Origin of the sequence: Halosolutus halophilus (assembly GCF_022869805.1) — an archaeon.
Lineage (GTDB): Archaea > Halobacteriota > Halobacteria > Halobacteriales > Natrialbaceae > Halosolutus > Halosolutus halophilus.
On record NZ_CP094974.1, the window covers coordinates 3,411,027 to 3,424,120 of the forward strand.

Consider the following 13,094-nt stretch of genomic DNA (forward strand, 5'->3'; position numbering starts at 1 on the left):
CGCTGCACCGATTGTGGTGCCGAAAACCGGGTCGGAGTCCACGACGGGTGTCGAACGGCCGCGATCTCGGCGCGGGGATTCAGTGACGCCGCTCGCCGGTCTCCGTGACCGAAAACGCGACTGCGGCGGTCGAGTCAGCGGTTCGCCGCGATCGCTTCGATTTCGACCCCGACGCCCTTGGGCAGGTTCGCCACCTCGACGGCGCTCCGGGCCGGCGGTTCCTCGTCGAAGAATTCGGCGTACGTTTCGTTCATCTCGTCGAAGGTCTCGATGTCGTCGAGAAAGACCGTGACCTTGAGCACGTCGCTCATCTCGAGGTCTTCCTCGGCCAGGACGGCTTCGACGTTGTCGAGCGCCCGTTCCGTCTGGACTGCGATCGGTTCGTCGTCGAGTAACTCCCCGTCGGCGGTCATGGGGATCTGTCCGGCGGTGAACGTGACGTCGCCGTTGGTCGTCGCCTGACTGTACGCACCGACCGCGGCCGGCGCGTCGTCGGTACCGAGGATGCGCTTCATACAGCCCGAATACAGGTACGAGCGCTTAAACGTTGTCCAGCGGAGGGCGGAACGGAGTTCGTCCGCTCGCCGTTCGACGTCGATGTCGAACCGAATCGATCGCGGAAACGGTCGCGCCAGCGACCCGACGCCGATCGGCATCGGCAGTACGGAGGGTGTCACCGCGACCCCAGGTCGCCGACGAAATCGTGTGCCACAGTGTGGCCGAACAGTTGTGCGACGGTGACGAATCGGATCGATCAGGGAAAATTATATGATGATATGGTGTGGCATGGCGTATATGTCAGATTCAACTGGCACGAACTCCCGGCTGGGGGAGTACTTCGGATTCGACGAGCACGGGACCGATCTGAAGACGGAACTGCTCGCGGGGATGACGACGTTCCTCACGATGTCGTACATCATCATCGTGAATCCCGCGATCCTCTCCGAAGCGATCCAGATCGAAGGCTACTCTCAGCAGGAGGTATTCCAGATGATCGCTATCGCGACCATTCTGGCGTCCGCCGTCGCCATCCTGGTGATGGCCTTTCACGCGAATCGACCGTTCGGATTGGCCCCGGGAATGGGGTTGAACGCGTACTTCGCGTTCACGGTCGTGATACTACTCGGCGTCCCCTGGCAAACGGCGCTCGCGGCCGTGTTCGTCGAGGGCGTGATATTCATGGGCCTGACGTATTTCGGCGCGAGACGGTACATCATCGAGTTGTTCCCGGCACCGGTCAAGTTCGCCGTCGGTGCGGGTATCGGGTTGTTCCTGCTGTTGCTCGGTCTCATCGAGATGAACGTCATCGTCCAGTACGAAGCGACGATGGTTCAGTTGAACGACGTTGCGACGGATCCCGTCGCACTCGTCGCACTCGCGGGACTCGCGTTCACGTTCGTTCTGTACGCACGCGATATTACCGGTGCGATCATCATCGGGATCATCACGACGGCGATCGCGGGGTGGGCGCTCACGCTCGGCGGGGTCGTCGATCGGGGCGTCCTCGCACCGGCGGAACTCGCCTCCCCTCAGTACGATATCACGCCGCTTGCCGGGGCCTTCCTCGATGGCTTCGGTCAGATCGACCCGGCGACGTTCGTTCTGATCGTGTTCACGTTCTTCTTCGTCGACTTCTTCGACACCGCCGGAACGCTGATCGGCGTCTCACAGTTCGGCGGCTTCCTCGACGAGGACGGTGACCTGCCGGAGATAGAGAAGCCGCTGATGGCCGACGCGATCGGGACGACGTTCGGTGCGATGGTCGGGACGTCGACGGTGACGACGTTCATCGAGAGTTCGACCGGGATCGAAGAGGGCGGGCGGACGGGCATGACGGCGCTCACAGTCGGCGTCCTGTTCCTGCTCTCGCTCGTGGCCGTGCCGCTGATCGCCGCGATTCCGCAGTACGCGTCGTACCTCGCACTGGTGGTCGTCGGGATCATCATGCTCCAGGGCGTGACGGACATCGACTGGGAGGACCCGGCCTGGCTCATCTCGGGCGGACTCACCATCACCGTGATGCCGCTCACGGCCTCCATCGCGAATGGGCTGGCGGCGGGGATCATCAGCTACCCGATCATCAAAGCGACGATGGGGGAAACGGACGACATCCACCCCGGCCAATGGGTCCTGGCCGCGGCCTTCGTGCTCTACTACTACGTCTCGGCTGGCGGCGTGATATCCGGAACGTGAGGGTCGATTTCGATCTCTGGGCTTCACGTGGCACACGCCGTACAAATACGTCGTCCTAATACGTATTCTCCAGAAACGGTGCACGAATGTAGGTATAATCCGGCACACCGTGGTTAAATGTGGATGTAACAAAGAATTTATCACTCCCCGGGGAGATTTGTACCGTGTTATCCCATGTCATCCAACGATGGGTCCATCGAACTGGCGTACGAGTTAGAAGAGAAACCGCCGACGCTCAAGGCGATCTTCCTGGGCTTGCAACACGTCTCGGCGATGTTCGTCCCGACGATCGCAGTGGCCATCATCGTCGCCGGAGCGATCGGGACCGGTGGCGCAGACACGACCTACCTCATACAGATGGTCCTGATCTTCTCCGGGCTGGCGACGCTCGTTCAGGTGTTCCCGATCGGACCGGTCGGGGCGCGACTCCCCATCGTAATGGGATCGAGTTTCGCGTTCGTCGGTGCGGCGATAGCCATCGGCGGGCAGTACGGTCTCGACGCCGTCTTCGGTGCGATCATCATCGGCGCCCTGGTCGAGATCCTCATCGGCTGGCAGTATCAGCGGGTCAAACAGCTGTTTCCACCGCTGGTCACCGGCCTCATCGTCATGATCCTGGGTCTGTACCTGATTCCGGTCGGGATGGACTACATGGCCGGCGGAGCCGACGCTGCCGATTACGGTGCGTACCACCACCTCGGCCTCGCCTTGCTCGTCCTGGCTATCACCGTCGGTATGAACCTCTTCATGGAGGGAATCTGGCGACTCCTCAGCATTCTCATCGGGATCGTCGTCGGCTACGTCGTCGCCGTTGCCATCGGCATCGTCGACTTCTCCACGGTCGCGGACGCGAGTTGGTTCGCACTTCCGGTGCCCGGTCGATTCGGGTTCGCGTTCGAACCGATCGCCGTCCTGACGTTCACCGCGATTCACATCACGGCTGCGATCGAATCGATCGGCGATATGTCCGGTATCACGGCCGCAGAGGGCCGTACTCCGGACGATTCCGAAATTCGCGGCGGCCTGTTCGTCGACGGTCTCGGCAGTTCACTCGGCGCCGTCTTCGGAGCGTTCCCGCTGACGACGTTCTCACAGAACGTCGGCATCATCAATTTCACCGGCGTGATGAGCCGGTACGTGGTCGGCATCAGTGGTGCCGTGCTGCTGGCGCTCGGTTTCATTCCGAAGGTCAGTGCCGTCGTCGCGACGATTCCCCAGGCCGTTCTCGGCGGTGCGGTGATCGTCATGTTCGGGATGGTGATGGCGAGCGGTCTTCGGCTCATCTTCCTGAACGAACGCATGAATCGGCGGAACATGGTCATCATCGCCGTCTCGATCGGTCTCGGCCTCGGCGTCGAAGTCCGACCCGAGATATTCGAGGCGATGCCCAGGGGCGTGACCATCTTCTTCGGCAACGCCATAATCATGACCGCTCTCTGTGCGGTCCTGCTCAACTCTCTCGTCCCGCGCCCGGACGGAGACTACGAGATGGGACTCGAGGAACCGGTCGACGGCGACCAGCCGTCGCCCGCCGAACGCTCTGCCGTGCAGGAAGACTAACCATGACCACAGCGTTGACGCTCACGAAGGCCTCACACGGGGTGGGTCCGATCGATCGCGCATGTGTTCGGGTGTCGGCCGCTGCAGCTAGCCGGAGGGCCGCCGCTATCCACCCATGAATCGCGTCGACACACTCGTTCGAGGGACGCTCGTCAACGTCAACACGGGCGTGCTCGAGGACCGCGCGATCGCCATCGACGACGGGGACGTGGTCGCACTCGAGGAGCGGCCGGCGGACCGCGAACTCGAGGCCGAATACGTCGCACCGGGACTGATCGACGCACACAAACACGTCGAATCGAGCATGGTCACGGTGCCACAGTACGGCGAAGCGATGGTTCCTCGCGGGGTCACCAGCATCGTCCACGACCCCCACGAGATCGCGAACGTCCTCGGCGTCGACGGCGTCCGGGCCGCCTTCGAGGACGCGACGAAAACGCCGTTGAAGGTCCGGTTTAGCGTTCCCTCGAGCGTTCCCGCTTCGAACCTGCAAGACGGCGGAGCCACGCTCGACGCGGACGACGTCGCGGCGTTACTCGATCACGAACACGTCGTCGCACTCGGCGAGGTGATGGACCTCCCGGCACTGGTTTCGGGCGATTCGGACCTTCACGCGAAGATCCGCGCCGCCCGAGAGCGCGGGTTGACCGTCGACGGGCACCTCCCTCGGGTGTCCGGATCGGACCTGCAGGAAGCCGCACGCTACCTCGACACCGATCACGAGAGCATCACCGAGGCCGAGGCACGCGAGAAAGTCGATCTCGGATTCCGGGTCTACCTTCGCGAAGGGTCGTCGTCGAAGAACCTCGCCGATCTCGTCGGCCTCGTCGACGACGTCCCCACGCGTCGGCTGTCGCTGTGTTCGGACGATCGAGACGTGGTCGATCTGGTCGAAAACGGCGGCGTCGACTTCGCAGTGCGAAAGGCGATCGACGAAGGCGTCGACCCGGTCGAGGCCGTACAGATGGCGACGCTGAACACGGCGGAGAGCTACGATCTCCCGTTCGGGCGGATCGAACCCGGCGCGCCGGCCGATCTGGTGCTGCTCGAGGATCTCGAGACGTGGTCCGTCGATCGCGTTCTCGTCGACGGGCAACTCGATCCCACGCGTACCGATCGCGATCCGCCGGCGACCGCGCTTTCGACGGGCACCGTCGACTTCGATCCAGTCACGGGGCGTGACCTGGCGCTCGATGCGCCGAAATCGCCGGCGGAGCGCGCCACCGTCCGCGTGCTCGAACTCACCGGCGGAATCCAGACGGGACGCGCGGAGGCGTCACTTCCCGTCGGGGACGGCACGATCGAACCGATGCCCGATGACGACGTGCTCGCGATGGCGGTTATCGAGCGACACGGACGCGACGCCGGTATCGGTCGCGGCTTCGTCCGCGGACTCGGCCTGGAGCGCGGGGCGATCGGGTCGACGGTCGCCCACGACGCGCACAACTGCGTCGTCGCCGGCACGGCGTTCGACGCGATGGCTCGAGTTGCGAACCACCTCCGGGACATCGACGGTGGCGTCGCCGTGTGCGATCCGGAACGGGACGGCGAGGAGATTGCGGCGGTTCCCCTTCCGGTCGCGGGTCTGATGTCCGACGACCCGCTGACCGACGTCTGCGAGCGGTTCAAGTCGGTCGTCGCTCGGGCGGAAGCCCTCGGGCTCGGCCGGCACGGACTGATGACCCTCTCGTTTCTCGCACTCGAAGTGATCCCCGAGTATCGGCTGACGAATCGGGGACTGGTCGACGTCGAGCGCTGGGAACACGTCGACGTCGTGATCGAGTGAGGCGGGACTCCCCGACGCCGATCGTCCCGTCCCACCGCGATTTTCGACGTTGTCGCATGCTAACCCTTATTATCGTACTCTGCCAATACTTCGGACATGATCCACGTCGGGTTCTTGCTCACCGGCGGTCCCTTCGATAGCGAACGGTGGCGCACCGCCTACGAACTCGGGCGTGCGGCACTCGACGCCGGTCACGAGGTCACGTACTTTCACTATCTCGACGGCGCGTACGTTCCGGTCGCCGACCAGCGCCTCCCCGACTGTTCGGACGCGGGACTGTACGACGAGATGCCGACCGAGAAGTTTCAGGAGTTGATCGCCGACGGTGCGGACGTGATCTGTTGCGGGCTATGCGTCAACGCGCGGGGTATCGACGCCGAGACCGATTACCCGGACGGCGTCGAGGTCGGCTTGCTGCCGGATCTCGCGGACACGATCGGCGAGGCCGACAGGGTGATCTCGCTATGAAACGGGACGTCGTCGTCGTGCTCACGCGAACGCCGTACGGACGGGTCCACGTCCCGGAGGGCCTCCGGGCGGCACGCGGCGTCGCGGCCGGGTTCGATCGACACGACGTCTCGGTCGTGTTCACGCAGGACGGCGTCTACGCCGCTCGCGCGGCCGTCGACAGAGATGCGCTCAATATGACGGACCACCTCGCCGATCTGGCGGCGGAAGACGGGGACCTGTTCGTCGACGAAGCGTCGATGACGGCACGAAACGTCACGAGCGAGGAGATCGCCCCCGACGTCAGTATCCGGTCCGGCGAGGAGGTCGCATCGATGATCGAACGGGCGGATCACGCGCTCGACTTTTGACAATGCTCTATCTGATAGACGAACCGATGGCGGAGATCGGACGCAGAACCGCAGCGACCGACGCCGACGGCATCGTCGTCCTGATACAGGACGGCGTCCTGCTCAATCCGGATCTCGACGTCCCGACGCTCGCGGTCGAACGGGACGTCGAGATGCGCGGCGCGAGCCTGCCCGATCGGATCGACACCGTCACGTACGACGAACTGATCGAACTCATGGTCGACCACGAGGTGAGGAGTTTCGTATGACGCTGTTCGATCGCGTGGACGACCTCGTCGAACGGGGCCGACCGGCCGCGATGCTGACGGTCGTCGACAAAGATGGCAGCGCACCGCGGGACGTCGGGGCGAAGATGCTCGTGACCGAAGACGACGCGTTCGGCACGATCGGCGGCGGGACGGTCGAGGGACTCGCCGTCGACGAAGCCCGTGACGTCCTCCGAGGTGATGCGGAGCCGGGAGTCCGGACGTACGAACTGCGACCCGGTGGCAACACGGGGATGGTCTGTGGCGGCTCTATGGACGTCTTCGTCGATCGGATCCGCGGCCGCTCCCGGCTCTACGTTGCGGGTGGCGGACACATCGCGGTCGAACTCGCGGCGATGGGCGGACGGCTCGGCTACGACGTCACCGTCGTCGACGACCGCGACGAGTACGCGTCCCCGGAGCGGTTTCCCGCGGCGACCGACGTCGTTCACGATGACTACGACGAGGCGCTCGCCGGGCTCCCGATGACGTCGGAAACGGCGGTCGCCGTCGCGACGCGAAGCGGCACGTTCGACCAGCAGGCCGTCGCCGCTGCACTCGACGGCGGTGCCGGCTACGTCGGCGTCGTCGCCAGCGAGGACAAGGCCGCACACATCGTCGACTCGTTGCTCGAGGACGGCTACTCGCGTCGCGAACTCGTTCGCGTTCGCTCGCCCGTCGGTCTCGATCTCGGCGGTGGCGGGCCAGAAGACGTCGCGCTCTCGACCCTCGCCGAAATCCACCGCGATCGCCACGGAGCGACCGGCGAGCGCGCGACCCGCGAGAACCTCGAGGATCTCATCGTCGTCCGGGGCGGCGGCGACCTCGGGACCGGCGTGGTCTACCGCCTCCAGCAGGCCGGGTTTCCGGTCGTCGTCACCGAGACGGCTCAGCCGACCGTCGTCCGTCGCGAAGTCGCGTTCGGGGCGGCGATGTACGAAGACGACGTCACCGTCCAAGGCGTGACGGGCCGTCGCGTCGACGACGTGGACGAGGCGATCGCCGTTCTCGCCGACGACGCGGTCCCCGTCCTCGAGGATCCGACCGCCGCCATCGTCGACGAACTCGAGCCCGGGGTGGTCGTCGACGCGATCATGGCGAAAGGGAAGGCAGACACCGGAACTCGGAGGGATCTCGCCGACGTCGTCGTCGGTCTCGGACCGGGGTTCGAGGCCGGCGAGAACGTGGACGCGGTCGTCGAAACCGATCGGGGACACGAACTCGGACGCGTCATCTACGACGGTAAACCGAGTCCGTACGACGGCGAACCGGGTGACCGACGGGGATACACGCACGAACGCGTCCTGCGGGCACCGAGCGACGGCGAGTGGTCACCGGCGGTCGAAATCGGCGACGTCGTCGAGGCGGAGTCGATCGTCGGCCACGTCGACGACGATCCGGTCGTCACGGAGATCGGGGGGCTAGTCCGGGGACTCGTCCACGAGGGCGTCCCCGTCTCCACGGACGCGAAACTCGGCGACGTCGACCCTCGCGAGGACGTCGATCACGCGAAACTCTCGGACAAAGCGCTCTGTCTCGGCGGCGGCGTCCTCGAGGCGGTGCTCAAACTCTCGTAGCACCGGTCGCTCGCCTGCAGTGTTCGGCACGGATCGATCGGCGTGACTGCTACCCGCGAACCCGTTCGATCGTCGGATCGACCAGCGCCGCGCCGGTACCGGTAGTGACGCGGCCGACCTCGCGATGGAAAACGCCGGCGGCCGAGAGGGAATCCTCGAACGCATCGGTCCGCCGTTCCGGGACCGACAGCAACAGCCCACCGCTCGTTTCCGCGCTCTCGCCGTCCTCGAGACCGTAGCCGAAGAGCTGTGAGAGTTCGAGGGTCCCCTCGATGACGGGGAGGTGCGTGAGTTCGACGCCGACGCCGGCGCTCTCGGCGAGGACGCGAGCCTGTCCGAGGAGGCCGAACCCCGTGACGTCTGTCGCGGCCGTCGCGTACTCGCGGGCCGCGAGCATCGCGGCCCTGTTCGGCGTCGTCATCCACGCGAGCGCCTCGTCGGCGACGGTCCCGACGGGACGGGGCGTCGTTTCGGCGATCGTCTCGCCGAACTCTCCGTCCTGTACTCGAAGGGCGCCCATCGCCGCCTGGGTCCCGAGGGGTTTCGTCAGGTACAGGTACTCGGACGGCGACGCGTCGCTCATCCGTAGCAGGTGCTCGGGCGACGCGGTCGCGGCGACGGTTCCCCCGGCGATCGGCCACGGGTTCATGATGGTGTGGCCACCGGCGACGACGCCACCCATGTCCTCCACCGCGTCGACGATACCGCCCAGAATCTCCGTGGCCGCGTCCGTTACCTCCCGCGGGAGGCCGAGCACGACGAGAAACGTCAGATCGTCGCCGGCGCCCGACGCGAAGGCGTCGCTGGCGGCGTTACACGCGGCGACGCGACCGAATTCGTACGGATCGTCCACGATCGGCGTGAAGAAATCGATCGTCGTCACGAGACTGCGATCGTCGCCGATCGAACGGGCGCTCGCGTCCTCACCGACGCCGAACTGCAGTTCCGCCTGTGCACCCGACAACCCGACGTCGGCGAGCAGCGAGTCGAGGTCGTCCTGACCGACCTTGCACGAGCAGCCGTGGAGGTCCGCGTATTCGGTCAGCGCCGGCGAGCGATCGTCTCCCTCGTCAGTCATCGGCCCCCTCCGATCGGTTCGAATCCGCGGGTGGACGAATCAGCAACTCGAAACCGCCATCGGCGTCTTCGGGTGTCGGTCGGTCCTCGACCTCGTATCCGCGTTTCGTACACGTTCGGCGAAGATTGCTCTCGGCCGGCGGATAGTCACCACGAACGAGCAGTTCGTCGTCCCGATCGAGTTCGGATAGCCGCCGACGGACGATGAGAGCGGGACGCGGACACACTTCTCCGGTGACGTCCACACGTTCCATACGGTAGCCTACCGAGGCTGTCCGAATAATTGTATCGCCGCCGCCAGGTCGCCCCCACCACCCGTCCGCGGCATCCGTTCTCGCCGTAACGCTCATCCCGCCAGCCGGTGAGGTCCAGATATGAATCTCGCCGACGGGCTCGGCCTCGGAGCCGAGGAACTCGTCTCGTTCGTCGGTGCCGGCGGAAAAAAGACCGCCATGGGGCACCTGGTCGCAGCGGCGGGTGATCGCGGACTCGACGCGGGCTACACCACGTCGACGCACATGCCGCCGCCGACGGATCTCCCGCTCGTTCTCGCCGACCCCGACCGCGTTCGGACCGTACTGGACGACGAGACGGCGCCGATCGCGCTGGCGAGCGACCACGTCGCCGATCCGGACCGCGTCGACGAGAAAGTTCGAGGCTACGAGCCCGCCGTCCTGAGTTCGCTGTTTCGAGACGGGGACCTCGACTGGCTCCTCGTCAAAGCCGACGGAGCCAGAATGCGCGAATTCAAGGCGCCGGGGCCGGACGAACCGCCCATTCCCCGGGCGAGCACGTGCGTCGTCCCGGTCGCGTCCGTGCAGGCCGTCGGCCAGTCACTCACGGACGACGTCGCCCACCGCGTCGATCGGATCGAACGCTGTACCGATACCGCCGAGGGGGAGCGGATCACGCCAGAAACCGTTGGCCGAGTACTTGCGCATCCTGCTGGTGGGCGAAAGAACGTCCCCGACGACGCGACGATCGTCCCGCTCGTCAACAAGGCGGACGACGACGCTCTCGAAAGACGTGCGGAGGAAGTCCTCTCGGCGGCGTTCGAGCACACCACGCGGTTCGATCGGGGGCTCATCTCCTCGTTCGAGACGAATCGGCTCACAGTCGTCCCGTGAGCGGGTCCGGTGAAGTCCGTCACGTCGACGGGTCCGATACGCAGACACCCGATCGGTTACGGGAACCGATCCGATCGGGCCGGTCAGGTCGATACCGAATTGCTCCGTGCGGAGCGGTTGTCTCCCCCGTCGGTCGCTGCTGGTAACGAAAACGCGAACGTCGTCCCCTCGCCGGGACTGGAATCGACGCGGATCTCGCCGTCGTGACGTTCGACGATCCGTTTACAGAGTGCGAGCCCGATTCCCGTCCCCGAGTGCTCTTCACGGGTGTGGAGCCGCTGGAACACCTCGAAGATGCGGTCCTGTTCCGCTGGATCGATCCCGATGCCGTTATCGCGAACCGAGATGGTCCACTCCTCGGCATCGCGTTCGGCGGAAACGACGATCCGCGGCGGCTCGTCGCCGCTGTACTCGATCGCGTTCGAAAGGAGGTTCTGAAAGAGCCGGCGTAATTGTCTCACATCTCCCTCGACACGCGGTAACGCCTCCGTTTGGATGGTGGCGTCGTTTTCGTCGATCTGTAGTTCGAGATCCTTGCGAACGCTGGCGAGCACCGCGTCGAGATCGACGGGTTCGAACGGTTCTCCCTGCGTGTCCACGCGTGAATATTCGAGCAGCCCCTCGATCATCTCTTTCATTCGCTCCGAGCCGTCGATCGCGTACTCGAGGAACTCTTCGCCCTCTTCGTCGAGTTCGTCACCGTATCGGCGGTCGATGAGTTCCAGGTAACTCGACACCATCCGGAGGGGCTCTTGCAGGTCGTGGGACGCAGCGTACGCGAACTGCTCGAGGCGTTCGTTCGACTCTTCGAGTTGCGTCTGCGTCCGTTCCAGCAGCTGATTTTGCCGTTCGAGTCGATAGGCGTGCGTTTCGGCCTGCGCATTGTACGTCCCGACGCCGTATCCGGCGACGCAACTGAATCCCGTGAGTATCGAGATGGACCGCACTGGGCTGGAGAGGCCCGGTCCGGGCTGGAGGTTGTAAAGCGCCAGAATGGCGAGCATCACTCCGACCCCGACGAAGCACCAGCCCGCGATAGTGGGATAGAATCGCGGGTGGATGTCGGTGTAAGGCAATCGATAGCCGCCGACGAGAAGAACGACACCGGAGCCACCGATGAAACTGGAGACGATGAGAACACTCAGGACAGACAGTTCCGGAGACGTCCGGGTGAACACCCATCCGGCAGCGAGCGCGAGATACAGCCCGCCGAGAGCCATAATAACGCGCTTTCCACCGACGACCGGCACGTAGCGGTCCCAGAGACGCATCGGAGTTTTTGCGTCGCGGTTGATTATAACCTTTTTTGAATCGACAGCTGCATTTCCATGCCGCAATCGGTTCGCACGCGTAGCGATCGGTTAGTTTGCGGCCAATACATTCGGAGAAGAAAGGTTCGACAGCGCCGGCCGAGTGTATCGGCACGCGGTCGTGGGAGGAGTGGAACCCCTTCTCGAAACGTGTCGGACCTGAACGGGTGTGACAGTCTGCGATCGGACTTGGAGTAGTCGATGCACGGCCGAACAGAATGGTAACACGTACACATATAACTCGAATATTGTGCATTCATTATATTACTTCTATGCCCAATATTTCCAGGTATGAACCACGATACACTGTCATTATTACATTTATGGTTGATAAACAACGGCCAATTCAGCCATTTGGGTTTAATAATCCCTACTGTCTTTGGGACGAAAGCAGCAATCTTATATCACATCTTGTGCGAATACAGTATATAGTAGCAGATTGCGACAAAAATAGCGGTGCGTACACTATCCGGTGGCGGATCCCGGTGGCCCGCGAAATAGCGATCTGGTTGGAGGGGTAGAACGATACAGTCCGACACGCGATCTTTTGCGCTCCCGAGACGCAGTAATCAGCATCCTTTATTTGTCCCGCGAAAAGTATGCACATGGAGAAACTGGAACGGTCGGTCCACGAGGCGCCGATTATCGACAAGGGGGAGTACGAGTATCTCGTCCATCCCATCAGTAACTGCGTTCCGAAACTCGACGCGGAACTCCTCCGTGAAGTCGCGTCGCACATCGTGGCAACGGCCGATCTCGAAACCGTAGACAAGATCGTCACTCCCGCAGCCATGGGGATTCACATTTCGACCGCCGTGTCCCTTCTCTCCGACATTCCCCTGGTCGTCATTCGGAAACGCGAATACGGGTTAGATGGGGAAGTTTCGTTGACACAACGGACCGGATACTCGAAAAGTGAGATGTATATCAACGACGTCGACGAAACCGATTCGATCCTCCTGCTCGACGATATGCTCAGTACTGGTGGGACGCTTCGGGCGATTATCGACGCTCTCGAAACGATCGGTGCCGACATCGTCGATATCGTCGTCGTTTTGCACAAAGTTGGCGGTGAGAACGCGCTGGAGGATCTGTCTCACGACGTCACGACGCTTCTCGATATCACCGTACAGGATGGCGACGTCGAAATCGTGTAGGCTGGTGTCACAGCCGTCCGGGTCTCTCGATCGGATCCCGATCCGGCACGATCACTGTCTACCTCGCGAACAGTCGGCCGTAATTGACTATCTGATAACAGGTATCGATTTCTGATTGGTTCTGGTACCTGAAAGGGGACTTGCAGTGCTCCTATATATCAGTGGGGTATCATGTGTGGTGGCGTAGAACAGGTCACCGACCAGGGACAACTGAAACTCGCCCTGACGTTCGCGTACAACGATA

Annotated in this window: 13 protein-coding genes; 9 read left to right on the forward strand and 4 right to left on the reverse strand. The window is 63.5% G+C overall.

Going from position 1 to position 13,094, the window contains the following annotated elements:
* Window positions 1-134: 134 nt before the first annotated feature.
* Complete coding sequence (locus MUG98_RS16805) at window positions 135-515, reverse strand: Rid family detoxifying hydrolase (protein ID WP_265108581.1); 381 nt, start codon at window positions 513-515, stop codon at window positions 135-137.
* A gap of 271 nt (window positions 516-786) precedes the next feature.
* On the opposite strand from MUG98_RS16805, the gene MUG98_RS16810 reads away from it, so the two are divergent.
* From MUG98_RS16810 to yqeB, 7 genes are all read left to right on the forward strand, one after another.
* The gene (locus tag MUG98_RS16810; protein ID WP_425601055.1) at window positions 787-2,193 is read left to right on the forward strand and encodes an NCS2 family permease; all 1,407 of its coding nucleotides are present in this window, start codon (window positions 787-789) and stop codon (window positions 2,191-2,193) included.
* A gap of 174 nt (window positions 2,194-2,367) precedes the next feature.
* On the forward strand, window positions 2,368-3,753 hold the full coding sequence (locus MUG98_RS16815; protein WP_265108583.1) for a uracil-xanthine permease family protein: 1,386 nt from the start codon (window positions 2,368-2,370) through the stop codon (window positions 3,751-3,753).
* A 115-nt stretch (window positions 3,754-3,868) separates the two neighbouring features.
* On the forward strand, window positions 3,869-5,539 hold the full coding sequence (locus tag MUG98_RS16820; protein WP_265108584.1) for an adenine deaminase: 1,671 nt from the start codon (window positions 3,869-3,871) through the stop codon (window positions 5,537-5,539).
* Between the two features lie 96 nt (window positions 5,540-5,635).
* Complete coding sequence (locus MUG98_RS16825; protein WP_265108585.1) at window positions 5,636-6,007, forward strand: DsrE/DsrF/TusD sulfur relay family protein; 372 nt, start codon at window positions 5,636-5,638, stop codon at window positions 6,005-6,007.
* The gene (locus MUG98_RS16830; RefSeq protein WP_265108586.1) at window positions 6,004-6,357 is read left to right on the forward strand and encodes a DsrE family protein; all 354 of its coding nucleotides are present in this window, start codon (window positions 6,004-6,006) and stop codon (window positions 6,355-6,357) included. The genes MUG98_RS16825 and MUG98_RS16830 overlap by 4 nt, the downstream gene beginning before the upstream one ends.
* 2 nt (window positions 6,358-6,359) lie before the next feature.
* The gene (locus MUG98_RS16835; RefSeq protein WP_265108587.1) at window positions 6,360-6,605 is read left to right on the forward strand and encodes a hypothetical protein; all 246 of its coding nucleotides are present in this window, start codon (window positions 6,360-6,362) and stop codon (window positions 6,603-6,605) included.
* Window positions 6,602-8,179, forward strand: a complete 1,578-nt coding sequence (yqeB, locus tag MUG98_RS16840) for a selenium-dependent molybdenum cofactor biosynthesis protein YqeB (RefSeq protein ID WP_265108588.1) — start codon at window positions 6,602-6,604, stop codon at window positions 8,177-8,179. The genes MUG98_RS16835 and yqeB overlap by 4 nt, the downstream gene beginning before the upstream one ends.
* Before the next feature lie 49 nt (window positions 8,180-8,228).
* Here yqeB and selD read toward each other — a convergent pair whose 3' ends face one another.
* On the reverse strand, window positions 8,229-9,257 hold the full coding sequence (gene selD / locus MUG98_RS16845; protein ID WP_265108589.1) for a selenide, water dikinase SelD: 1,029 nt from the start codon (window positions 9,255-9,257) through the stop codon (window positions 8,229-8,231).
* The gene (locus MUG98_RS16850; RefSeq protein ID WP_265108590.1) at window positions 9,250-9,510 is read right to left on the reverse strand and encodes a sulfurtransferase TusA family protein; all 261 of its coding nucleotides are present in this window, start codon (window positions 9,508-9,510) and stop codon (window positions 9,250-9,252) included. Before MUG98_RS16850 ends, selD begins: the two co-directional genes overlap by 8 nt.
* 120 nt (window positions 9,511-9,630) lie before the next feature.
* Here MUG98_RS16850 and yqeC point away from each other — a divergent pair, with 120 nt between their 5' ends.
* The gene (gene yqeC, locus MUG98_RS16855) at window positions 9,631-10,383 is read left to right on the forward strand and encodes a selenium cofactor biosynthesis protein YqeC (RefSeq protein WP_265108591.1); all 753 of its coding nucleotides are present in this window, start codon (window positions 9,631-9,633) and stop codon (window positions 10,381-10,383) included.
* Between the two features lie 83 nt (window positions 10,384-10,466).
* On the opposite strand, the gene MUG98_RS16860 is transcribed toward yqeC, so the two are convergent.
* Window positions 10,467-11,654 carry an ATP-binding protein gene (locus MUG98_RS16860; protein WP_265108592.1) on the reverse strand — a complete coding sequence of 396 codons (1,188 nt, stop codon included), beginning with the start codon at window positions 11,652-11,654 and terminating at the stop codon, window positions 10,467-10,469.
* Window positions 11,655-12,298: 644 nt separating this feature from the next.
* Between MUG98_RS16860 and hpt the strand changes: the two genes are divergently transcribed.
* The gene (gene hpt / locus MUG98_RS16865) at window positions 12,299-12,850 is read left to right on the forward strand and encodes a hypoxanthine/guanine phosphoribosyltransferase (protein ID WP_265108593.1); all 552 of its coding nucleotides are present in this window, start codon (window positions 12,299-12,301) and stop codon (window positions 12,848-12,850) included.
* Window positions 12,851-13,094 lie beyond the last annotated feature (244 nt).